This is a genomic window from Bacteroidales bacterium (assembly GCA_029210725.1).
Taxonomy (GTDB): Bacteria; Bacteroidota; Bacteroidia; order Bacteroidales.
The window spans coordinates 1-21,932 of sequence record JARGFM010000014.1 but is presented as its reverse complement, the minus strand read 5'-3'; the positions used below and the strand labels follow the sequence as shown (position 1 = coordinate 21,932).

The window sequence follows — 21,932 nt, the reverse complement described above, 5'->3', positions numbered from 1 at the left end:
GTAAGGAGCAGAAAGTTAATAAAATTCCGGAACACATTTTGTAGTGAACAAAGTATACCAGTTCTTATAAACCTAAAAAAATGATAAAAAGATACCACCTGCCAGCCATGCTTTTCTTCCTGATTAGCTCTACGACACTTCTGTTAGCCCAGAAATCGGTCTATACTTTTCCCTTTGAAAACAGCTACAGGCTCCCGCCCATGGAGGTCCGGATCAATACGGAAGAGATTGCCAGCACTTACCAGACCCTGGGAAACCTCTATACGACAGAGATTACAGGATTGGGGAATGAGACCCTGGAGCAGACCTCCACTTCCATGATCTCAGATGTGAAGGCAGTGGATGCCATCCGCTTCCTGGAATTCTATTTAAAAGATCAGCTCCTAGCCCCGGGAGAGCCTGAAAGCGGTTCCCTGGAGATGAGCATCATTTATTACAATTCACGAAGCCGGGTGAACCCGGGAACCATCTTTGACATTCTGACTCTCGGAATTGGCGCCTTCCTTGGAATTCCTTTTTCCACGGGAGTCACGGATCTGGAGGTGGAAGCCGTATTCTATGATCAAAGCAATCAGATCCTTGCCACCCACCGGGGGGTGGGCAGGGCCAAAGTGGCTGAAACGCTCTACAACCAGAACTATTCCAGGCGTACTCAGCATCAGAAAGCCCTGAAAAAGGCCTTAAATGATCTGAACCAGAAGATTATGGCCGATCCGGATCTGACTGGCAGAGAGCTCTGATCCGGCCAGTTAGCATGTGATCCGGCTTACTCCTCAACAAAAAACGGGATATTTGCGGTAGCAGATCTGTTCCCCTCATCTGTAACATATACGAAGAGTCTGTATGCTCCGGGATTTTTGGGTGCCTCCACCTCTATTTCAGCCTTCGGGACTTCCGTGGATAACAGGGTCTCCGGAGTGCTTTCATAGTCGCCCCCCATTCCCAGATCGGTACTTTCCGGAAGAATTTCCCAGCGATACATCATGGGGTCGTTTTCAGGATCCGAAGCAAGTACCCTGGCCACATATTTCCCTCCGGCCTTTAATCTGGTATTATCATAGGCCGTTTTCCCGTCCAGGGTAAAGGATTTGAGCATGGGACAACGATTTTCGGGCCATTCTCCTGTCCATAGGTATTGCATGGCATCGACCGTCTCCGTGACATGGCCATTGGCCAGGAACATGCCATACCAGGTCGGGGTGCGTTCCTGCTTCTGGGCCCAGAGAAATACGTAGGAACCCATACAAAAAACGGGATCAGATTCAATAGCCAGCTTATATCGTTCAATAAATGCTTCGGCCTTCTCCCTGCTGGTTTGCTCAATGGCCACATCCCACCCGGTTCTGGCCACTTCCCAGTGACCGGTGGCTCCCCATTCGGTAACCATATAGGGTCCTTCCCATCCCGCATCACTGATGCGTTGCTGGAGATTCACAATATCGCCATACATCTGAATGGACAAAAAATCGATATCCGTACAGTGTTCCCTGATGTAATCCACCTCCCGTTTGCCGATTCCGGCCATGGTGGTGGTGGTGGGATGATTCGGGTCTGTTTTGTGAATCATCAGGGAAATGTCGTTGACTGCATCATAGACCTTGAGGTTCTCTGCCTCCAGGTTCAGTTCATTTCCAATGGCCCAGCCCAGCAGTGCCGGATGGTCCTTCAGGCGTTCCACTTCTCCCCGGATAAAATCAAACTGCTTTTGCACGGCCTCGCTGTCATTGTAGTCAAAGCCGTGCCGCTCCCGCGCTACATCCAGGCCCATCAACACCATTAACCCGTTCTGTTCTGCACGGTCAAGCACTTCCAGGGCATCCTCGTTTTCATTTCGTGTGCGCCAGGTCCTGAATGAATTTCCGCCATATTCGGCCAGGGCTTCGATATTGCCAAACTCCAGCCCCGCCCCTTCAACAAAAAACTCCTGATTATCCACATAGAGGCGATAATAGCCCGAATCGTTGGTCTTAAGTTCCACCTTTCGGGCCGTGCTCCCGCTGCCAGTATTGCAGGCGGAAATCACCGTCACGGCCAAACACAGAAAAATAATCTGCTGTATTCTTTTCATATCTGAAAATCTTTAGTCATGTATTCTGTTTCCAATTGCCAGTTTATCTACTAGAGTTCCCGTACCCGGATATTTCTGAACTTCACCGACATATGCACCCCCCCGTGCAGCTGCAGGCCAATGGGGCCCTCATCCGGCAGGACAAGACCGGTATAGTCTACCATGGGCTCCCCGTTCAGAAGGGTCTGGATACGTTTTCCGGTCACGATCACTTTCAAATGATTCCACTCCCCAGTCCGGTGGATTTCAGCCACCTGATCGGTCTGTCCGGGATAACCACCCCTCTCATCTTCCGGGGCATAGATGCAGGCGGTCATATCCTTCTGCAGCGATCTGGAGATCCCGATCTGGGCCTGGTGGCTCAGTCCCCGTAAAAAAATCCCCGAATCATAGTCACCGCTTAGGGCCAGATACTCCAGTTCCACCTCGAAGTCCCGGAATACGCGGGTGGTCCAGATGATGGAGGCCTGTTCTCCGGGGTTCTCGCCCAGCAACTCTCCATCCACAGCTTTCCAGTCTCCGGATTGCTCTGCCGGATCGCACTCCCACCCTTCCAGGCTCTTGCCGTCAAAAAGGGCTTCCCTGGAGTTGCAGCCGGCCAGAAGCAGGACGGCCATACAGATGACAGCTGTCTTTTGTATATTTTTCATCTCTTTGAATTTCAATATATTAGCATATATTCATTTAATATCTCTTATACTACCTGCGGGATCACATAGGGATGCCTGTACTTTCGGGTAAGCAGCATATTGGCCTGCTGGTTATCCATAAAGCTCTCAAATTCCCCGTTAAATTCAAGGGTTTCACTCACCCGGTAGGCAATATTGCCCAGGTGTGGCAGACAGGTAGACATATGACCTTCCAGGATATCGCAGGTAAGGTCGGAGCGCCTGCCCGATCTGAGTGCTGCTATGAAGTTGGAGAAATGTCCTCCGCCACCCGGGGCAGCCAGAAAGCTCCGGTCTCCGCCAACTGCTGCATCCGTGGCTTCCATGCCAGATCCGGCAAACGGGGTCTCCTCACGTTCCCGGTATGCCTTCCAGCTGGATCCGTTGATCTCCATCCATCCTTCGGTGCCGTAGAACAGGTTTCCTATCCGGACTCCGGAGGGTGCTTCACTATTGGTATAACGTCCCCGGGTTTCAAATTCCAGGATCTTTCCATCCTCATATTCGAAGAGGGATGTCTGGGTATTGGGCGTCTCCTGGGAACACTCCCGGGGAGAGATTCCAAAAATACCGCCCATGGACTGCACTTTCACCGGGTGTACCTTCTTTCCCAATCCCCAGCGGGCAATGTCGAACTGGTGGGGACCCTGGTTCCCGGTATCTCCGTTTCCGGTATTCCAGTGCCAGTGCCAGTTATAATGTCCCCTCTTTTCATTGTATGGACGATAGGATGCCGGCCCCAGCCACAGATCATAATCCAGTGTTCCAGGGGCTTCACTATCGGGCGAAATACCAAAGGAGTCCCTGGGCTTGAAGCAGGTCCCACGCGCCATAAAGACATCGCCTATCCCTCCGGAATGCATAAAGTTCATAGCCTGCATCACATTGGAAATAGAGCGGTTCTGGAATCCCACCTGCACCATACGATCATACTTCCTGGCGGCTTCCACCATTTTTCTTCCTTCCCAGATATTGTGTGAACTGGGTTTCTCCACATAGACATGCTTCCCGGCCTGGCAGGCCCATACAGTTCCCAGCGCATGCCAGTGGTTGGGCGTGGCCATGGCCACTGCATCGATCTCCGGATCTTCAAAAATCTTCCTCAGGTCCTGCACTGCATCGGGCTTGCTTCCTTTCTGGTTTTTGGCCACCAGCTCCCTGGATGCTTCATGATATTGAGTATCCACATCACATACCGTCTTAACAAATACACCTTCTCCATACATCTCTGAGAAGCCATGCATTAAGTCCTTTCCACGTCCCCGGAGTCCGATCACGCCCATATGAATACGCTCGTTGGCACCCAGGATCCTGCCATAGGATCTGGCAGATACTGCACTAAGGCCTACTGAAACTCCGGCAGCTCCGAGGGCCGTTTTCTTAATAAAAGTTCGTCTGTTTTCCATAATAATCTTGTTGGTCTGTTTAGTACTTAGTTCTTTGTTTATGGCTTAAATATAGATTTTGTTATATGAAGTTCATCACGGCCGTGTCTTCAAATCCGGATTCGGACCTGATATGCAGTGTTGCCTCCCCCGATTGTCCGGGAATACTGCGCAGGACCGCAACTGCTTTCCCGTAGAAGAGCGGATGGGTTTTATCGGTAAAAACATCATGCCCCATCTGGTTCCCGTTGGCCACCCCCATCAGCCTGGCAGCCCCTTCCACCGAGAATTCCAGCAGGTCCATGGCCAGGGGGGTTACCCGGCCCTTTGCATCGACCATCTCAACGGTGACATAACACAGATCCATTCCATCGGCTTCCAGGCGGGTCCGGTCAGGTGTCAGGCGAAGTTCAAAGGGCTCGCCGGCGGTTTCCACCATGGATTCTCCGATTTTTTCCCCATCCTTGTAGGCTACCGCCTTCAATTCCCCGGGTTCGTAAGGCACCTCCATCCAGCGCAGGCGATAGGCATCCACGATTTCAAAATAGGGAAAATCCGGGTCATCCGCATCTACCGAATAGTCAAAATTCCGGGCTGCTTCCCGGGAGCTCCTAACCGCAGTCGGATCCAGCTTCTTCCGCCGGCCCAAACTCTCTCCATTCAGGAAGAGTTCTGCTTCATCCCCGTCTGTATAAAGAATCACCGGAATGGCCTGGCCTTCCTGTCCCAGCCAGTTCCAGTGCGGCGACAGGAATACCGTGTGCTCCTTTTTGTTCCAGAGACTCCGGTAGTTGTAATAAGAGTCCTTGGGAAGTCCTGCGAGATCAACGATTCCAAAATAACTGCTGCGTGCCTCATAGCCCTCTTTCGTGGGAAGAAAACCACCCGCTGCCCAGGGGGCATCCAAATTCATCACCGGAGTGGGTTCGCCCAGGTAATCAAATCCCGTCCAGACAAACTCCCCGGCTATAAAGGTATCAATGCGCATGTACTCAAATTCTATCTCCGGAATATCCGACCATCTGGCGGAGGTAAGCATATAGGCGGTCATCTCTCCATCGTCGGTAAAATCCGTCTTGCTTTCGGGAACAGGCAGCTTATAAGCTCCCCGGGTACCAAAGGCGGAAGCGGATTCACTGTAAATCAGAGGCATTTCCGGGTAGGCCTTCCGGGTAGATACATACCTCCTGCCATAGTTCCAGCCCGAGGTCTCCAGGGCATCCAGAATATGCTTCCCTTCTCCCGAGGCCGAGGGAATATGACAGCCCATGGTAATGGGCCTGGTGGTATCGTAAGCTTCAAAATAACGGACCATACCGGCCACGTGCTGCGCGGCCAGGCCATCGCTGTCGCTTAACAGGTCGGGTATCTCATTGCCTATGGACCAGAGAAATACACTGGGATGGTTCCGGTCGCGGAGAACAAAGTTCCTGACTTCCCTTTCCGCATACTTATCCACATATTCCGCCGTGGAACAGTCCACCCCCGCCGTGGGGCCGTATTTGTCAAATAACTCATTAAACACAATGATGCCCATTTGGTCGCACAGCTCCAGAACTTCCGGCGCACAGGCATTGTGGCTGGTTCGCAGGGCATTCACCCCCATATTTTTCATAATTTCCAGCTGCCGTTCCATGGCCCTGGGAAAAAATGCCGCACCCAGTGGTCCATGATCGTGGTGCAGGTTGACCCCGTATAACTGAACCCGCCTGCCATTGAGGTGGAACCCATCGTCGGCGGTCCATTGAAAAGTCCTGATTCCAAATGTCTCAGATACTCTTTGAACCCTCTTGCCGGCCCTTAGCAGTTCGGCCACACAGGTATACAGCTCCGGATGTTCGGTATCCCAGATAGCCGGGTTATCAAGGGAGAAGTCGAATTCGGCCCGTACCCCAGCACCGGGTGTCAGCTTCATTACCTTTTCCACATGCGACACGGTCACCCCGGCAGGATCCAGAATGCTGAGTTCAAGCTTAAGCTTCTCCTCTGAGGGTGAACTGTTTTCAAGCTCCACAAGGGTACGGATCAGGGCTCTCTCTTCCGAGACTTCCGGGGTAGTCACACAAATCCCCCAAACCGGAATATGCATTGGTTCCACCAGGCGCATTCCCACCTTCCGGTAGATCCCGGCACCCGGATACCAGCGGGACCCGTGTTCGCGGGTATCGGCATGCACCACCAGGACATTGGATTCTCCAAAGCGAGCAGCTTCGGTGGCATCTATCCAAAAGGAGTTATAGCCATAAATCCAGGAGCCCACCTTCTGGCCATTGAGATAGATTTCAGGACTGGCCATGACCCCGTCAAACAGGAATTGAAGCCTTTTTCCCTCCGCCTCAGCAGGCAGTTCGAAACTCTTCCGGTACCAGCCTTCTCCCTGCCAGGGCAGCTTGCCTGTGTTACCACTTGATTTCAATGGACCAAAAGGGCCACTGATGGCCCAGTCGTGAGGCAGGTCGACCACTTCCCAGTCCGTATCGTCAAAATCCGCTGCAATGGCAGCCTGCTGATCGCCTTTGGCAAATCTCCAGTCAAAATTGAAACGCTGGTCCCATTCCGGATCCAGGACTTCAGGGGAGCCTGGTGAACAGGCAGTAAAACCCAGGAATGCCAGCAAACCCAGCGTGCCTGCAGCTCTTTTCATTAGATTCATTTCGGGCCTATTTGAGAATTAAGGTATCAAGATACTTTATAAAATCAAGCTTTGCCAATCCGGGCCCATCTATAATGGGAGTCGGGTACCTTTCCTCCGGTATTTTATTATATTTATTGATTGGACCGGAACTAAAAACATCCAGGCATGAAAAAAGAAAAACGACTCAAAGCAATTCTGTTTGATATGGACGGAGTGCTGCTCGATTCGGAGGCCTATATATGCCAGGCCGGCATCAGGATGTTCAGGGATAAGGGGTACGAGGTTTCGGCCGATGATTTTCTGGAGTTTACCGGAATGGGAGAAAACAGATACCTGGGAGGGGTGGCCGAAAAACACGGGATCCCCTTTGAAGTGGAGAGGGACAAGGCCCGGACCTATGAGATTTACGGGCAGATCGTGGCCGGAAAACTGAAACCCTTTGAGGGAGTGCCGGAGTTTATCGGCAGGTGCCGTTCCAGGGGACTGAAAATGGCGGTAGCTTCCAGTGCAGATCCGCCCAAGGTGGAAATCAACCTGGCCGAGATCGGGATCCCTGCTTCCACTTTCGGAACGGTGGTTACCGGGCTGGATATTGAACACAAGAAACCATCGCCCGACATTTTCCTGAAAGCTGCTGCAAATCTGGGAGTGGATGCATCCGAATGCCTGGTGATAGAAGATGCGGTAAGCGGAGTGGCAGCCGGAAAGGCGGCCGGGGCCAAAGTTCTGGCACTGACCACCTCCTTTACGGCGGAAGAGCTCGCCGGAGCTGACTGGACCGCCGGCCTGCTCAGCGAGGTGGGTGACGAGGTACTGGACTGGTAAAACCTCAGGGCTTCACTTCACGGAGGCCCAGATCGAGATGGACCGCAGCTTCCTTCCAGATTTTAGCGGATATGACCAGGGCCGCTCCCAGAGAACTGGCATTATCTATTTCTGACGTATAAACCTGCTTTCCCGGGAAAGCCAGACATAGAATGGTCCTGAATATGGGATTCCTGGCAAAGCCGCCTGAGATATACAGATGTTTCGTCCTGTCTTCCCCGGGAAGGATCAGTTCAATGGATTTTACCACCTGTACAGACAGGTCAACCATCAAGCGCGTATAGGCCTCCTCAAAAGAACCAAATTGTCCCGGATCTGCCTGAGTATCCACCCTTCCCTCCGGAATTCCATTCCGGAAAAAGAGCTGCCCCTCCTTTCCCTGTTTCCAGTATTCGCTGATCAGACGGATCCCGGGCTGAATATTTTTCCAGGCCGTCGATCCCGGGGAGAAATGCTCCAGGATCCGTTCCACATTCAAATCGTGAATTCGTCCCAGGAAAAAACGGGACGATTTCACTGCTTTCCCATGTACACCCAGAAAACAAAGGCAGTCCTTCCTTAATTCTTCCCTGCTGAGCGGATCCTGATTAAAGGGATTCATGTTGATGCACCAGGTCCCGGTTGAGACCAGGATAAAGGGCTCAGCTGCCGCCATCAGATAAGGGGCAAGTGCGGAGGAGCTGTCGTGGATCCCCACCCCGCTTTCCACCAGAATTCCTCCCCGGTCCACCAGAAAGCTTTCTGATACAGGTGCCGGAGGGGGCAGGGATATTCCCTCCTCCTTTAACCAGGAGTGGTAGGCCATCCGTTCGAAATCCCACATCATGGTATGGCAGCCGATGGAGGTATGTTCCGAAACCACCTGTCCATGAACCAGTCTGGAAAGGTACTGGGGAAAGTGCAAAATCTGAGCAACCTTTGCAAAAACCTCCGGTTTTTTCCTTTTCAGCCAAAGCAACTGCAGCCCTGAATTGAGCATTCCCAGTACCGGGGATGCCGTTTGCCTGGAAAACGCTTCCTCACCTCCATAGCGATCGTAAAAACCTTCCATCGCCTCTTCAGGCAGCGGCTTCAGATAATTGTATACGGGGGTCAGTCTCTTACCTTCTTTATCGAGGTAAACCAGGGTGGCTCCATAGCTGGTGAAATTAATTCCCTTTACCAGGTATTCCCCCCCTGTGATCGTGTCCTCTATCGTCTGCCCGATCCACTGCTCCAGCTTTTCCGCATCATCACACGGAAAACCTTCATCGTCCAAAGTCTCCTGAAAAATGTATTCCTCCTCTCGAACCACCTTCAGGTTCCTGTCGAAAAGAAGCATCTTCTTGTGGGTCTTCCCCACATCAAAGATCAGTATGACTTCTTCTTTCGCCATCCCATCAGGGGAGATAGAAAACTTCTTCCAGTTCTTCCGATACCGGTGAATTATCGGGATTCACCTCCATGATATCGGCCATATGATCCCACCACCTCTGAACAATCTCTTTCTGACCTTCCTTCAGGTACATTTTAAATGCTACACGCTTCATTCCAAATCTCTTTTTGCCACCTTCCGGCGATAGTTTTCCACCTCCCAGTTATCAATAAAACGGATCTGTTCAGCTGTCATAAAGTGGGGACCGCCATACTGCTCTGAGAGATAGGAGATTTTCATCAGATCCGTGAATACTTCCTGAACTGTTTCCAGCGATTTTGTATTCTCTTCCACAAGAGTAAGTCCGCCTCCCTCCTGCAGGATTACTTTGGGATAATAGCCATGCCTTTTTTCAAATTGCTCAATCAGCCCGGCTATTTCGCCGGGTTTCACATCCGGTTCCAGGCGGAGATAATTTGACTTGCAGTAAACAATGATATCGGGAGAGAAAGGTTTCGATACCTTAGCCAGGCTCTCCTGGTTCCGGGTAAAATGGCTGACCAGATCGCAGTTCACAGATCTGGTCAATAAAGACCGAACAGAGAAATAAGCGGAAAGTGACTCAATGACCGGCGAGCGATAATCGGTGCATTCGACAGATGGCAGCGTAAGATCCTTTCCTTCCTTAATCCCGGTATCGATCTCACCATATAGTTCCTTAATCTCTTCCACGCTGTCGGCACCCACAAAGACCCCATGGTTCTGAAGAAATATAATCCGGGGATCCTGGCCGTATGCTGCCCGGTAATCCCCTATCCGCTGCTGCATTTTTTTAAAGAGGATGTAACCCGGATCGGTATACTCCACCATCAGAGCCCTGTCTCCGAAACGCCGCTCCACCTCCTCCGTCGCATGACTGGCGCACATCAGGGCATTTACCAGGGTTGGATGGGTATGAATCACATAGCTATAATCGATCAGGTTGTGCAAAGAGGTTTCCACCGAAGGCCGAAGATTTTTGGGCGAGAGAACGGCCTCATTGATGCGTGCCTTCACCTCTTCCTCCCGAATAGCCGCATCTTCACTGAAGGTTTGGGACCCGATCAGGGCCAGTTTTTCCCTTGACAGGGATACAAAGCCCTCTTCCCCGATCCCCGCCAGCGGAATTCCGCTGGCCTTGATCCAGAGGGTATCTTTGGTTTTAAAGGAGGTATTTCCGCCCCCGGCAATTACGTAGGCCGGATTATCCCCGTAATAGCGTGAAATCTCTATCAGTTGGTCCAGCCGGCTCATCTGCTCTCCTTTCTTTTACTTAATACTTCTTTCTCATAACGCTGTACCTCCGCAATATAGGACTCGCCAACCGGAACCCCCTCCTGCCGGCAGAAATAATCCCAGACTGCCCCGAAAGGCTTCGTTTTCATCAGCTCCAGCAAGGCCAGGCGTTCAAAGTTCTTTCCCTCATTTTCATATTGAAGCAGCGTATCCCGGGGCTCCAGAAGTGCATAAAGCATCGCCTGCTGTGCCGCCCTGGTCCCAATGACATAGGCCCCGATCCGGTTTATGCTTGCATCAAAGAAATCCAGGCCCATATGAACCCGCTTAAATGCCCCGGAACGGATAATCTCCTGGGCAATGAGCAGGATATCGTCATTCAAGGTAACCACATGATCGCTGTCCCACCTTACCGGCCGGGTGACATGCAGCATCAGCTCATCCATGAACTGGAGGCAGGCCGAGATTTTGTCTCCAACCTGCTCCGTGGGATGAAAATGACCATTATCGAGGCAGATCAGTTTATGATTCTGCACGGCATAGGCCAGGTAAAAATCGTGAGAACCCACGGTCATGGATTCCGCCCCAATTCCAAACAGTTTGCTTTCAATGGAATCCTTGAGATATTCGTCCGGATAATCCACCTTATAGATCTCATCCAGGGACCTCTTCAGAAGGGCCCGGTGGGTAAAGCGGTCTACCGGAACATCCTTGGAACCATCGGGGATCCAGATATTGTGAATGCAGGTTTTCCCCAGCTGTTTTCCCATCTCAGCACCAATGGCCCTGCTCCTCCGGGTATGTTCCACCCAGAAAGCCCGGATCTTTTCATCCTTGCTGGAGAGGGTAAAACCATCCTCCGCCCTGGGATGGGAGAAACAGGTACAGTTAAAATCCAGTCCGATATCCTGTTCGGCTGCCCAGTCGATCCACCCCTGAAAATGGGCCGCTTCAATCTGATCGCGGTCCACAAAACGATCTCCGAATTCCCCGTAACTGGCATGCAGATTTAATCGTTGCTTTCCCGGAAGCAGCTGCAGTACCTTTTCCAGGTCAGAGCGCATCTCTTCCACGCTTCCGGCTTTCCCCGGATAATTGCCTGTAACGGCAATACCTCCACCGCCCAGGGCTGCACCGGGGGTTTCAAAACCACCCACATCATCGCTTTGCCAGCAATGCAGCGAAATTTCGAATTCCTTCAGGTGCTCCAGTGCCTGGTCGCTATCCACCCCGAGGGCAGCATACTGCTCTCTGGCCAGTTGATAACTCAGTTCGATGGTATCTGTATGGGTCATAAATGGCAATTTTGATATAAAAATAGGTGTTTCCGCTTCCATCATCAATGGATAAATTGCTCCTATTGTTGCACATTTTGGGATAGTTTACATACATTTAGGAGGTGAACGATTTTTTTAAATACCTGACTCCGGGAGAGGAGGACAGGGCCTGGGGCATCTTTATCAACGATGCCGGAAAGGCGAATATCCTCCCTGATGCCCCTTTCTATCCCAGTCAGGAACATCCTACAGAATATCATTTTACCTGGGAGAAAGGCCGGATTCTGAACGAATTCCAGATCAACTACATCACCCACGGTTCGGGAGTGTATGAAACCCGGTCGGGCCGTTATCCGGTTAAGGCCGGATCCCTGCTGGTGACGCGCCCCGGGACCTGGCACCGCTACCGTCCCGACAGAAAGAGTGGCTGGACAGAGAATTATGCCGGCTTTGATGGCCGGATACCCAGGGAAATCTTCAGCCAGGGCCGGCCCTGGGCCGGGAAACCGGTCCATTATATCGGAAACCGGGAGGAGTTTATTGATACTTACCATAGGATATTTGAGATTGTGCTGGAGGAAAAGCCAGGTTTTCAACAGGTTGCATCCGGAATGATCATGAAACTCCTGGGTTTTATGGTCTCCCTGGAAAAGCAGCGCAACTTTTCGGGTAAACGGATGGAAAAAGTGATCCGGGAGGTTTGCTTCGAGATCCGGGAGAATATCGGGAAAGAGATTGATTTCAAGGGCTATGCAGAGCAGAACAATATGGGTTACTCCTATTTCCGGAAGATGTTCAAACAGTACACGGGTATTGCACCCGTGCAATACCAGCTGGATCTGAAGATTCGTCGAGCCCGGGAGATGCTGGCTTCGACCGATTTAAGTATCAAGGAGATCGCTTTTGAACTGGGATTCCAGTCCATTCACTACTTCAGCAGGATATTTAAGAAGAAAACCGGGGTGGCGCCCTCCCAAATAAGGAAAACCACCTGATCAGGTCCAAAAAGTACAAATAAAAGGACAGAATGTACATTGTAATGAAAAAGAGGGTGGCTTATCTTGTTTGCACATTTTGATAACTATACCATGGCTTCTAAATCTGCTATTTCCAAACGGCTTGACAGCCTGTATGAGTTTGACCGGGAACCGGTCACCAAAAACAAGCTCCAGGGACTGGGCAATTTCCTGGGACTGTATGCCGGCGAGCATGTGGCCGGCACCGAATTTGTCATTGGCATGCTTTTCGTGGCCCATGGAGTCTCTGTAAGAGATATGTTCCTGGGCGGCCTGATCGGAAACCTGCTGGCCATTGCCAGCTGGGCCTTCCTGACGGCTCCCATCGCAGTCAGGGTGAGGCTGTCCCTCTACTGGCAATTGAAAAAGATCTGCGGAACATCGCTGGTCTTCATATACAACATAGTTAATGCCCTGATGTTTTGTTTCCTGGCCGGGGCCATGGTGGCCGTGGCTGCCACTGCGGTGGGCATTCCCTTTGGAATCCAGATGCCCGCACTCAACGATTTCTTCCCCAACAGTGCCGGATGGGTCCTTACCGTATTGGGAGTAGGTGCGGTGATCACGGTCATGGCCATACTCGGTTTTGACGCCCTGGCGCGTTTTGCCAAGGTGGCTGCCCCATGGATGTTCCTGATCTTTGTCGCTGCAGCCATTGCCGTGCTCCCCAAATTAGAGATAACGCCCGGTGCAGGCAATTTCTGGGAGGTGGCCAGGGAGAGTATCTGGACCGGTGTGGCCAAAGAGGGGCAATCTCAGTTCACCTTCTGGCACGTGGTGTGCTTCACCTGGTTTGCCAATGCTGCCATGCACCTGGGCATGTCTGATCTGACCATCCTGCGCTATGCCAGAAAATGGCAGTATGGATTTGCTTCCACGGTTGGGATGTTCCTGGGGCATTATGTGGCCTGGATCGCCTCCGGGATCCTTTATGCGGCTGCCCATTCAGATGCTCCCGGGGTGGTAGCCTATGAGGCCATCGGACTGGCTGGCGCCGTCTGCGTGGTTGTTGCCGGATGGACCACAGCCAATCCGACTCTTTACAGAGCAGGGATGGCCCTGCAGGTGGCTTTGGGCTGGTCCCGGTGGAAAGTGACCCTGCTGGCCGGTGCCATCACCACCACGGCTGCCCTGTTCCCTGCCCTGGTTATGAAATTGCTGGATTTCGTGGCCATTTACGGGCTTCTGCTGGTACCCATGGGAGCCGTCATCCTGGCCGATTTCTATCTGATCCCTAAACTGGGTCTGCAGCCCTTCTATGCCGAGAAGAAAAAGATCGATTTCAACGTGGCCGCAGCAGCCACCTGGTTCTCTATGCTGGCGCTTGCACTTTCTCTTCGCATCTTCCTGAAGATCGAGGTATTCTTTCTTCCGGCCCCCATATGGATCCTCTCCCTGGGAGCCTTTCTGCTGTTTAGTAAATGGTATCAAAAAGAAATTAAACCCGAATCAAAATGAAGTACTTCTATATCCTGCTTGCAGCTGCAGGCCTTTTGCTGTTGCTGATCCCCGCCATCCTGTTCTATTTTGATGTTTTAGAAGCAGAACAGATGAAAAACTATATGTTCATCGGTACGCTGCTGTGGTTCTCCGGAGCCATCCCGTGGCTCGGGAAAAAGACATCCAAAAACGATGAATAATGACAAAAGTTAGTTTTAAAACCTTAAAAAAACTCCAGAACGGATCCGATATCAGGGGGGTGGCCCTGAAAGGTGTTCCTGGAGAAGACGTGAATCTGACTCCCGGAGTAGCCACCCGCCTGGGCCGGGCCTTTGCCATCTGGCTCCGGAGGAACAACCCGGGTTCCGGGAAGGTGGCCGTCGGAACCGATTCCAGGATATCCGGAGCAGCACTGAAACAGGCTTTTATCAAAGGCCTGCGGAGCGAAGGATTTGATGTTTTGGATTGCGGCCTTGCCTCCACTCCTGCCATGTTTATGACCACCATTTTTCCGGATCACGGGGTTGACGGGGGCGTGATGCTTACGGCCAGCCATCTGCCCTTCAACCGGAACGGAATGAAATTTTTCACTGCCTCGGGTGGCTTTGACAAGGATCATATTCATGAACTGCTGCAGATAGCAGCAGAAAGAATCCCGGAGTCCGAAGCAGAAGAAGGTCAACTGGAAAAGTATGATTTTATTTCAGAATACTCGGCTTTCCTGGTGGATACCATCCGAAAGGGAATGAATGATCCGGACCACTATCAGACGCCCTTAAAGGGCCTCAAAATCATTGTGGATGCAGGAAACGGAGCCGGGGGCTTTTTTGCCGGCCAGGTACTGCAAGCACTGGGAGCCGACACCTCCGGAAGCCAGTTCCTGCAACCGGACGGCCGCTTCCCCAACCATGTCCCCAATCCGGAGGACGGGGAAGCCATGGCCTCCATCTGTGAGGCAGTGGTCCGGGAGAAGGCCGACCTGGGGATTATTTTTGATACCGATGTGGACCGTTCGGCCCTGGTGGATGCAGCCGGGAATGCCATAAACCGCAATGAACTGATTGCCCTGATCTCGGCCGTGATCCTCGAGGAGCATCCCGGTACGGTGATCGTTACGGATTCCATTACTTCGGCCGGACTGAAGTGGTTTATTGAAGATCATCTGGGGGGTATCCATCACAGGTTCAGAAGGGGATATAAAAATGTGATCAATGAATCCATACGCTTGAACCAGGAAGGTAGCGAGTCCTGGCTGGCTATTGAGACTTCCGGTCACGCTGCACTGAAAGAGAATCATTTCCTGGACGACGGGGCTTTCCTGGTAGCCAAGCTGTTGATCCGGATGGCCGGACTGAAGCGCCTGAAAAAAACACTCACCGACCTGATTGCCCCATTGCCCCGCTCCCTGGAAAGCCGGGAGTACCGTCTGAAAATCAGGGCGGAGGACTTTGCCGGATATGGTTCACACCTACTGGAAGAGCTGGCAAGAATGATTGAAGCAGAGGACGAATGGCAGCCTGAGATTCCTAATTATGAAGGTCTTCGCATTCAATGCAGGGCCAAAGAGGAGTCCGGATGGTTTCTGCTCAGGATGTCACAGCACGACCCCGTTTTGCCCCTGAATATCGAATCATCCGAAGAAGGGGGTGTGGACCGCATCAGGGCCCGTCTGGAAAAACTGCTTGCAGGTTTCGACAGCCTGGATATCCGTGCCCTGCAATCAAAATCATGATCCGTTCTCTAAGCCTCCGTGAAATTCTATTAGAGGGACGGAAATTTCCAGGGTGCCCTGTACCCGGGTGTCAGCAGGGCATTGGCCTTCTCTGAGCTGGTAATTTTACGCTGCTTTTCATCATACACCACCCGGTCGCCGGCCCAGAAGGCAATGTTCCCCAGGTGGGCATAGAGAGCCGAACGGTGGCCAAATTCGATCTCTGCATTCAGCGGATCGCCGTAACGGATGGCCCGTATAAAATTTTCACAGTGGTTCAGATGCGACTTATAGTCACTGCGCTGTTCAGGCAGTGCTTCCATACGCCATTCCTCTCCATCCTTCTCAGGAAAGATCCTCCATTTGTCACGGTCCGCCACCAGGGTGCCATTGCTTCCAATGAACTTCACCCCGTAACTCTGTCCATACGGTCCGCTCTCCACCCCCCCATTGTGTTCCCATATCATATTATAGCCATCCATCTCGTAGAGCACAGTGAGGGTATCGGGCATCTCCAGGGCCCGGTCGCGGTTTGCAAAATTGCCCCCCAGGGCCTGGACCGACTTTGGGGCGGTCCCTACTTCCATGGCCCAGAGTCCCATATCGATCAGGTGAACCCCCCAGTCGCTTAAAAGTCCTCCCCCGTAATCCCTGAACATCCTCCAGGAACCATGGAAGCGGTTTTTATTAAAGGGCCTTTGGGGAGCCGGTCCCAGCCAGCGGTCATAATCGACGCCCTCCGGAACCTCCGAATCGGGTACCGGCATATTGCCCGCCCCGTACCTGAAGTTTCCCCAGAACTTCACCTGGCGGATGGTTCCCAGCTTTCCCGATTTTACAAAATCGATGGCCCTGTGCCAGTGTGCACCACTGCGCTGCTGCTGGCCCACCTGCACCAGGGTTTTATATCGCCTGGCCGCATCCAGCATCACATTAATCTCGCCCACTGAATTGGCCAGCGGTTTCTCCACATACACCTGCTTCCCTGCCTGGCAGGCCTCCACCGCGGGCAGGCAGTGCCAGTGATCGGGTGTTCCGATGATCACCGCATCAATGTCCTTATCCTCCAGGACCACCCGGTAGTCCGTGGTGATCGCCGGCAACGGCCCTCCTGCTTTTCGTAATTGTTCCACCTTATCCGCCAGCACGGATTGATCCACATCACAAAGCGTATGACACTCCACATTGGGTTGTTTCAGGATATCCTCCAGATCGTACCAGCCCATGTTCCGGGCCCCGATAAGGGCCACCCTGATCCTGTCGTTGGCCCCCGGCACCCGGGAGGGGGACAAAACGGAAGCTGAAAGCGTCGTTGACATTCCGATACCGGCTGCAGCTGCGGCCGAGGTTTTAATAAATGATCTGCGGTTTGACATGCGAAGAAGTTATTTGCTCAAACATACGTATTACACCCGGCAAATTATAACAAATCCTTTAAATATTTATTACTTTTATTGCTCTTCAAAAATTTAACTGCCAGCATGAATAATCCAGCTTTACACAGACGCACCTTTCTTAAGAAAGCAGCTGCTGCTGTTGCCGGAATCACCATTATCCCCAGCCATGTGATGGGAAAAGCACTGGGACACGTGGCTCCCAGCGATAAATTAAATATCGCCGGCATCGGAATCGGCGGTAAGGGCAGGGTCAATCTCAGGGCCATGTCCAGCGAAAATATAGTGGCCCTCTGCGACGTGGACTGGAAATATGCACAGGCTTGTTTTGATGATTATCCTGCCGCAAGGCGTTACTGGGACTGGCGCATCATGCTGGAGGAGATGGGAGATGATATCGATGCTCTGATGATCGCCACTTCGGACCATACCCATGCGGCCATTGCGGCGACAGCCATGAAGATGGGCAAGCATATCTACTGCCAGAAACCCCTCACCCACTCGGTCTACGAATCCAGGCTTTTAACCAGGCTTGCCCGCGAATACCGGGTAGCTACCCAGATGGGTAACCAGGGGAACTCTGCTCCCGAAGCACGTACCGTGGAGGAATGGATCCAGGCTGGAGAGATTGGAGAGGTCAGGGAGGTCCATGCATGGACCAACCGGCCCATCTGGCCGCAGGGACTGGAAAGGCCCAAAGAGGTGATGAAAGCCCCCGACACCATGAACTGGGACCTCTTTATTGGCCCGGCCCCCATGCGGCCCTTCCATGAGATCTATACCCCCTGGAACTGGAGGGGATGGTGGGACTTCGGAACGGGAGCCCTGGGCGATATGGCCTGTCACATCCTGAATCCCGTTTTCAGTTCGCTCAAACTGGGCTACCCCACCAGGGTACAGGGATCATCCACCCTGGTCAATACGGAGTCGGCTCCCCAGGCCGAAAAAGTGGAGTATACCTTCCCCGAAAGGGAGGGCCTGCCCGAAGTCAGGGTAAGCTGGTACGATGGTGGAATGATGCCCTCGCGGCCGGTGGAACTGGCCGATGGAGAACCCATGATGGAAGATGAAATGGGAGGATGCCTCTTCGTGGGTTCCAAAGACAAACTGATCTGCAACCTGGGCGGGATCAATCCCCGCCTGCTTTCGGGCCGCAAGCCCGAGGTACCCGAAACTCTTCGAAGAGTGAATAATTATCCGGTTGGCGGTATCCAGGACGGGCCGCACGAACAGGACTGGATCAGGGCCTGCAAGGAGGATCCGGACAACCGGCTGGAGCCTTTTTCCAACTTTGATATGGCCGGGCCATTTAATGAAATGATCGTCATGGGGGTTCTGGCCGTTCGCCTCCAGAGCCTCGACCGGGAACTCCAGTGGGATGGGCCCAATATGAAATTCACCAACATCACCAGCAGCGATGAGCTGCGGGTGATCTCATCGGACGACTTCCATATCATTGACGGCCACCCCCATTTTGACACCCGTTATGTCACCCTCAATGCCGAAGAGACCGTTAAAGAATATATCAGGCACAACTACAGGGAAGGTTGGACCCTTCCGGAATAAAACAAGTTCAAAACCTTAGACTATGAAATCGATTAAACTCTTTACCATTACTGCAATAGCCATATTCGTAAGCAGTTGCAACCAGCAGGGCAAACCCAAAACGGAGGAAGGAGAAGCTGCCGAAGTACAAACTTCGGAAGAAGCAGTTTTCAATACCCTCAGCGCCGAAGAGGAAAAAGAAGGATGGACCCTCTTATTTGACGGGAAGACCACCGAGGGCTGGCATAACTGGAACGAGGAACTCATCTCGGGATGGATCGTGGAAGACGGCTGCCTGGTCGGAGAGGGACTGGGAGGCGATATAGGCGGGGATATTATCTCTGAGAAGGAATATGACAATTTTCATCTGAAGTGGGAATGGAAACTGGGCCCTCATGGCAACAGCGGGGTCATGTACCATGTCATAGAGGATGCCAGGTATCAGGCTGCCTATGAAACCGGACCCGAGTACCAGATGATCGAGGACGATGACTTCCGGGATGAAGAAGGGAATCCTTATCCCCTGGAAGAGTGGCAGAAAACTGCCGCCGACTATGCCATGTACCTGCCCAACGACCAGAAGCAGGTAAACCTGCGGGACTGGAACAGTTCTGAAATAGTCTTCACCCCGGAAAAGGCGGAATACTGGCTGAACGGCAAAAAGGTGTTGGAGTTTGTTCCCTGGAGCGAGGATTGGAACGAACGACGCAACAGCGGTAAGTGGGATGCCTATCCCGATTACGGCTTGTCCGGAACCGGAAAGATCTGCCTCCAGGACCATGGCAGCAAAGTATGGTTCCGGAACATTAAGATCAAGGAGCTTTAGTGAAAGGAAGCACCTACCTGTGGTTCATCTCCATGGTGGCCACCATCGGGGGATTGATGTTCGGCTTTGACCTGGGTATCATCTCCGGTGCCATTCCCTTTATCCAGCCCTATTTTGGCTGGAACGAGTTGCAACTGGGCTGGGGCGTCAGCTCCATCCTGGTGGGAGCCATCATCGGGGCATTCGGCACAGGAGCCCTGACCGAAAAATACGGCCGCAAGCGGCTGTTAATATCCGTAGCCCTGTTTTTCGCCATCTCCTGCACGGGAATGGCGCTGGCCGGATCGCAGGTCTTTTTTATCTCCTTCAGGGTGCTGGGGGGAGTGGCCGTGGGAGCCGTTTCGGTTCTGTCTCCCATGTATGTGGCAGAGGTGGCTCCCCCAAAGATCCGGGGAACGCTGATCACCATATACCAGCTGGCCATCACTCTGGGAATCCTGATCTCCTACCTGATCAACTTTGCCCTGCACGATATGGAGAATAACTGGCGGTGGATGTTTGCCACCGGTCTGCTCCCATCGGTCATTTTCTTTGTGGGTCTGATATTTATCCCGGAAAGTCCGCGCTGGCTGGTGAAAGCCGGCTTCAGGGAGAAGGCACGCGTGGTACTCGAACGCATAGGAGGATCCGGGTTTGCGGAATCAGAGATTACTGAAATTGAACTTAGTCTGAAGGACACCGGAACAGGCTCTGCATTCCGCATGCTTTTTGCCCCCCGCTACCGGAAGGTGATTATCCTGGGCCTGCTGCTGGCCGTATTCGTGCAAATCAGCGGGATCAATACGGTGGTGGATTATGCACCCAAAATACTGATCGCTGCGGGACTGGAGATCCGGAATGCCCTGCTGCAAACCTCCCTGATCGGCCTGGTCAACTTCGCCTTTACCTTCTTCGCCGTCTGGCTGATCGACCGGCTGGGGCGCCGGACCTTTTATATCATCGGATCATCGGGGATGGCCGTGACCCTGCTAATGCTGGCCGCTGCCTTTCATTTTGAGCTGAATCCCATCTTTACCACCATTTGCATCATGCTGTTCATCGCTTTTTTTGCCTCCTGCATAGGACCCGCATTCTGGACCCTGGTGGCAGAGATGTTCCCCAACCGGATCAGGGGACAGGCGGTGGCACTGGCCTCCTTCACCCAGTGGGTGTTTACCTTCCTGGTGGTCCTGCTCTTCCCCTATGTGCTGGATGCCCTGGGCGGCTCAGTCACCTTTCTGTTCCTGGCCACCATGTCTTTCATCCAGCTGCTGATTGCCTGGTTCTTCCTCAGGGAGACCAAGGGCAAATCCCTGGAAGAGATAGAAGGGCTATGGTCTTAAAAATCGGTGACAACAAGGCTTCTGGTATCGTTCAAGAGCCTTTCTAAAGAAGCCCGGAGCCTTCTGCGGGATTTTGGAAAGACATGCAAAACCATCAATTTATATTGTTCGATTCCTGGTGGCACCACCGCCAAACCGCGAAAGCCCCCGAAGATCACGCATCTGAGGGGGCTTTGCATTTTATGTTGACGGTAGTGTGGATGGTTTTTTGATTCGTTCAATATTCGAAAGAGGTCAACTTAAGAATTGACTCTTCAAACTCTTTGATCTTAACTTTAAATTCGTCCTCATCTTCAATATCGGGTGAATTATCAATGATCATCTTGTACATTCCAAAAGTTGAATATATACTAATAAGCAATTTGAAATATTCAGTTGCTACGTACTCCAGATCTTTAGAAAACTCCTCCTTACTAATCCTTATCTTTTGTTCTTTTGGTAAATGTTTTAATCCAATAGGAGGATCTTCATTTGGGTATCCTCCATTGTGTTTTACCCTATTACTGATCCAATTAATGCGTTTTACTGTCCAGTCCCAATGCCAGTTTTTGACTTTATAATTAAACTTCTCATATACAAATAATTCCAAATCCCCATTTTCATTATTAAAAGCAGCATCAATTTCAGCAATTAACTCTTTATGGAAATTTTCAATTTTTGTAAAAAGGCCCACATATCCCAACCTTATTATTTCATAGTGGTTCTCTTTTAACTCATCTTCGCTTATTTGAATGAGATTTTTATAAAATGAGTTCCTCATCTCCTTCTTTGCCAAAACAATAGCTTTGTTAGTAGCAGGAATATAGTATTGTAGAAAAAGCCCCTTAAAATCATTTATTTCCGACGCCTTCTTGAGAATAAAATTAAATAACCTATTCGCCTCTGGGCCTGTTTGAGTTAATGAGAAATTAGGGATCTTCGCAAACTCTTGGGCAAGATTCTCAATAAGGAGGTCAATACTATTTCTTTTCTTCTTAGTCAATCCTTAGCTTTTTAATAAACTGATAAGACTATGGATTATAATTCAAACTATTCTATTGGTTTCTATGTGGCTGGTTATGAACGTAATCTTCTCATCCAAATTGGTGCAAGTGATATAAACTCGTATAACTATTTAGGGTCTGCTGAAAAAGTCATTTAATAAAACATTATTTCTCGGCCCTGAGTACTGACGATTGTCCGTTGCTCCGC

Annotated in this window: 19 protein-coding genes; 9 read left to right on the top strand and 10 right to left on the bottom strand. The window is 51.6% G+C overall.

Going from position 1 to position 21,932, the window contains the following annotated elements:
• Positions 1-80 precede the first annotated feature (80 nt).
• A complete protein-coding gene (locus tag P1P86_09390; GenBank protein MDF1575390.1) occupies positions 81-740 on the top strand; it encodes a hypothetical protein in 660 nt (219 codons plus the stop codon).
• A 26-nt stretch (positions 741-766) separates the two neighbouring features.
• On the opposite strand, the gene P1P86_09385 is transcribed toward P1P86_09390, so the two are convergent.
• The 4 genes from P1P86_09385 to P1P86_09370 all read right to left on the bottom strand — a co-directional run bounded on the left by P1P86_09385 (position 767) and on the right by P1P86_09370 (position 6,774).
• The gene (locus tag P1P86_09385) at positions 767-2,068 is read right to left on the bottom strand and encodes a glycoside hydrolase family 2 TIM barrel-domain containing protein (protein ID MDF1575389.1); all 1,302 of its coding nucleotides are present in this window, start codon (positions 2,066-2,068) and stop codon (positions 767-769) included.
• A gap of 50 nt (positions 2,069-2,118) precedes the next feature.
• The gene (locus P1P86_09380) at positions 2,119-2,718 is read right to left on the bottom strand and encodes a DUF1080 domain-containing protein (protein ID MDF1575388.1); all 600 of its coding nucleotides are present in this window, start codon (positions 2,716-2,718) and stop codon (positions 2,119-2,121) included.
• A 44-nt stretch (positions 2,719-2,762) separates the two neighbouring features.
• On the bottom strand, positions 2,763-4,142 hold the full coding sequence (locus tag P1P86_09375; GenBank protein ID MDF1575387.1) for a Gfo/Idh/MocA family oxidoreductase: 1,380 nt from the start codon (positions 4,140-4,142) through the stop codon (positions 2,763-2,765).
• A gap of 61 nt (positions 4,143-4,203) precedes the next feature.
• Entirely contained in the window at positions 4,204-6,774 is a 2,571-nt protein-coding gene (locus tag P1P86_09370) for a glycoside hydrolase family 2 TIM barrel-domain containing protein (protein MDF1575386.1), read from the bottom strand.
• 147 nt (positions 6,775-6,921) lie between these two features.
• On the opposite strand from P1P86_09370, the gene P1P86_09365 reads away from it, so the two are divergent.
• Positions 6,922-7,581 carry an HAD-IA family hydrolase gene (locus tag P1P86_09365; protein MDF1575385.1) on the top strand — a complete coding sequence of 220 codons (660 nt, stop codon included), beginning with the start codon at positions 6,922-6,924 and terminating at the stop codon, positions 7,579-7,581.
• A 4-nt stretch (positions 7,582-7,585) separates the two neighbouring features.
• Here the strand turns inward: P1P86_09365 and P1P86_09360 are convergent, their stop codons facing one another.
• From P1P86_09360 to P1P86_09345, 4 genes are read right to left on the bottom strand one after another with little or no spacing between them, the layout of a single operon-like run.
• A complete protein-coding gene (locus tag P1P86_09360) occupies positions 7,586-8,956 on the bottom strand; it encodes an FGGY family carbohydrate kinase (protein ID MDF1575384.1) in 1,371 nt (456 codons plus the stop codon).
• A 4-nt stretch (positions 8,957-8,960) separates the two neighbouring features.
• Positions 8,961-9,110 carry an L-rhamnose mutarotase gene (locus P1P86_09355; GenBank protein ID MDF1575383.1) on the bottom strand — a complete coding sequence of 50 codons (150 nt, stop codon included), beginning with the start codon at positions 9,108-9,110 and terminating at the stop codon, positions 8,961-8,963.
• A complete protein-coding gene (locus tag P1P86_09350) occupies positions 9,107-10,228 on the bottom strand; it encodes a class II aldolase/adducin family protein (GenBank protein ID MDF1575382.1) in 1,122 nt (373 codons plus the stop codon). The genes P1P86_09355 and P1P86_09350 overlap by 4 nt, the downstream gene beginning before the upstream one ends.
• The gene (locus P1P86_09345; protein MDF1575381.1) at positions 10,225-11,505 is read right to left on the bottom strand and encodes an L-rhamnose isomerase; all 1,281 of its coding nucleotides are present in this window, start codon (positions 11,503-11,505) and stop codon (positions 10,225-10,227) included. Before P1P86_09345 ends, P1P86_09350 begins: the two co-directional genes overlap by 4 nt.
• Positions 11,506-11,609: 104 nt before the next feature.
• On the opposite strand from P1P86_09345, the gene P1P86_09340 reads away from it, so the two are divergent.
• The 4 genes from P1P86_09340 (at position 11,610) to P1P86_09325 (ending at position 15,675) form a co-directional block, all read left to right on the top strand.
• On the top strand, positions 11,610-12,482 hold the full coding sequence (locus P1P86_09340; protein ID MDF1575380.1) for an AraC family transcriptional regulator: 873 nt from the start codon (positions 11,610-11,612) through the stop codon (positions 12,480-12,482).
• Between the two features lie 93 nt (positions 12,483-12,575).
• The gene (locus tag P1P86_09335; protein ID MDF1575379.1) at positions 12,576-13,961 is read left to right on the top strand and encodes a hypothetical protein; all 1,386 of its coding nucleotides are present in this window, start codon (positions 12,576-12,578) and stop codon (positions 13,959-13,961) included.
• The gene (locus P1P86_09330; GenBank protein MDF1575378.1) at positions 13,958-14,143 is read left to right on the top strand and encodes a hypothetical protein; all 186 of its coding nucleotides are present in this window, start codon (positions 13,958-13,960) and stop codon (positions 14,141-14,143) included. Before P1P86_09335 ends, P1P86_09330 begins: the two co-directional genes overlap by 4 nt.
• Entirely contained in the window at positions 14,143-15,675 is a 1,533-nt protein-coding gene (locus tag P1P86_09325; GenBank protein ID MDF1575377.1) for a phosphomannomutase/phosphoglucomutase, read from the top strand. Before P1P86_09330 ends, P1P86_09325 begins: the two co-directional genes overlap by 1 nt.
• Before the next feature lie 29 nt (positions 15,676-15,704).
• Here the strand turns inward: P1P86_09325 and P1P86_09320 are convergent, their stop codons facing one another.
• A complete protein-coding gene (locus tag P1P86_09320; protein ID MDF1575376.1) occupies positions 15,705-17,030 on the bottom strand; it encodes a Gfo/Idh/MocA family oxidoreductase in 1,326 nt (441 codons plus the stop codon).
• Positions 17,031-17,135: 105 nt separating this feature from the next.
• Here P1P86_09320 and P1P86_09315 point away from each other — a divergent pair, with 105 nt between their 5' ends.
• The 3 genes from P1P86_09315 to P1P86_09305 are packed head-to-tail and all read left to right on the top strand — an operon-like array spanning position 17,136 to position 20,741.
• Positions 17,136-18,614 (top strand): Gfo/Idh/MocA family oxidoreductase, encoded by a 1,479-nt coding sequence (locus P1P86_09315; GenBank protein MDF1575375.1) that lies wholly within the window; start codon positions 17,136-17,138, stop codon positions 18,612-18,614.
• A 22-nt stretch (positions 18,615-18,636) separates the two neighbouring features.
• Complete coding sequence (locus P1P86_09310) at positions 18,637-19,419, top strand: DUF1080 domain-containing protein (protein MDF1575374.1); 783 nt, start codon at positions 18,637-18,639, stop codon at positions 19,417-19,419.
• Positions 19,419-20,741, top strand: coding sequence for a sugar porter family MFS transporter (locus tag P1P86_09305; GenBank protein MDF1575373.1), 1,323 nt, complete (start codon positions 19,419-19,421; stop codon positions 20,739-20,741). The genes P1P86_09310 and P1P86_09305 overlap by 1 nt, the downstream gene beginning before the upstream one ends.
• Positions 20,742-20,958: 217 nt before the next feature.
• On the opposite strand, the gene P1P86_09300 is transcribed toward P1P86_09305, so the two are convergent.
• On the bottom strand, positions 20,959-21,723 hold the full coding sequence (locus P1P86_09300) for a hypothetical protein (protein ID MDF1575372.1): 765 nt from the start codon (positions 21,721-21,723) through the stop codon (positions 20,959-20,961).
• Positions 21,724-21,932 lie beyond the last annotated feature (209 nt).

Excerpts from the sequence above, each read along its gene's own strand:
- P1P86_09390 (MDF1575390.1), top strand. The coding sequence starts at position 81 with ATGATAAAAAGATACCACCTGCCAGCCATGCTTTTCTTCCTGATTAGC.
- P1P86_09385 (MDF1575389.1), bottom strand. The coding sequence starts at position 2,068 with ATGAAAAGAATACAGCAGATTATTTTTCTGTGTTTGGCCGTGACGGTG.
- P1P86_09380 (MDF1575388.1), bottom strand. The coding sequence starts at position 2,718 with ATGAAAAATATACAAAAGACAGCTGTCATCTGTATGGCCGTCCTGCTT.
- P1P86_09375 (MDF1575387.1), bottom strand. The coding sequence starts at position 4,142 with ATGGAAAACAGACGAACTTTTATTAAGAAAACGGCCCTCGGAGCTGCC.
- P1P86_09370 (MDF1575386.1), bottom strand. The coding sequence starts at position 6,774 with ATGAATCTAATGAAAAGAGCTGCAGGCACGCTGGGTTTGCTGGCATTC.
- P1P86_09365 (MDF1575385.1), top strand. The coding sequence starts at position 6,922 with ATGAAAAAAGAAAAACGACTCAAAGCAATTCTGTTTGATATGGACGGA.
- P1P86_09360 (MDF1575384.1), bottom strand. The coding sequence starts at position 8,956 with ATGGCGAAAGAAGAAGTCATACTGATCTTTGATGTGGGGAAGACCCAC.
- P1P86_09355 (MDF1575383.1), bottom strand. The coding sequence starts at position 9,110 with ATGAAGCGTGTAGCATTTAAAATGTACCTGAAGGAAGGTCAGAAAGAG.
- P1P86_09350 (MDF1575382.1), bottom strand. The coding sequence starts at position 10,228 with ATGAGCCGGCTGGACCAACTGATAGAGATTTCACGCTATTACGGGGAT.
- P1P86_09345 (MDF1575381.1), bottom strand. The coding sequence starts at position 11,505 with ATGACCCATACAGATACCATCGAACTGAGTTATCAACTGGCCAGAGAG.
- P1P86_09335 (MDF1575379.1), top strand. The coding sequence starts at position 12,576 with ATGGCTTCTAAATCTGCTATTTCCAAACGGCTTGACAGCCTGTATGAG.
- P1P86_09330 (MDF1575378.1), top strand. The coding sequence starts at position 13,958 with ATGAAGTACTTCTATATCCTGCTTGCAGCTGCAGGCCTTTTGCTGTTG.
- P1P86_09325 (MDF1575377.1), top strand. The coding sequence starts at position 14,143 with ATGACAAAAGTTAGTTTTAAAACCTTAAAAAAACTCCAGAACGGATCC.
- P1P86_09320 (MDF1575376.1), bottom strand. The coding sequence starts at position 17,030 with ATGTCAAACCGCAGATCATTTATTAAAACCTCGGCCGCAGCTGCAGCC.
- P1P86_09315 (MDF1575375.1), top strand. The coding sequence starts at position 17,136 with ATGAATAATCCAGCTTTACACAGACGCACCTTTCTTAAGAAAGCAGCT.
- P1P86_09310 (MDF1575374.1), top strand. The coding sequence starts at position 18,637 with ATGAAATCGATTAAACTCTTTACCATTACTGCAATAGCCATATTCGTA.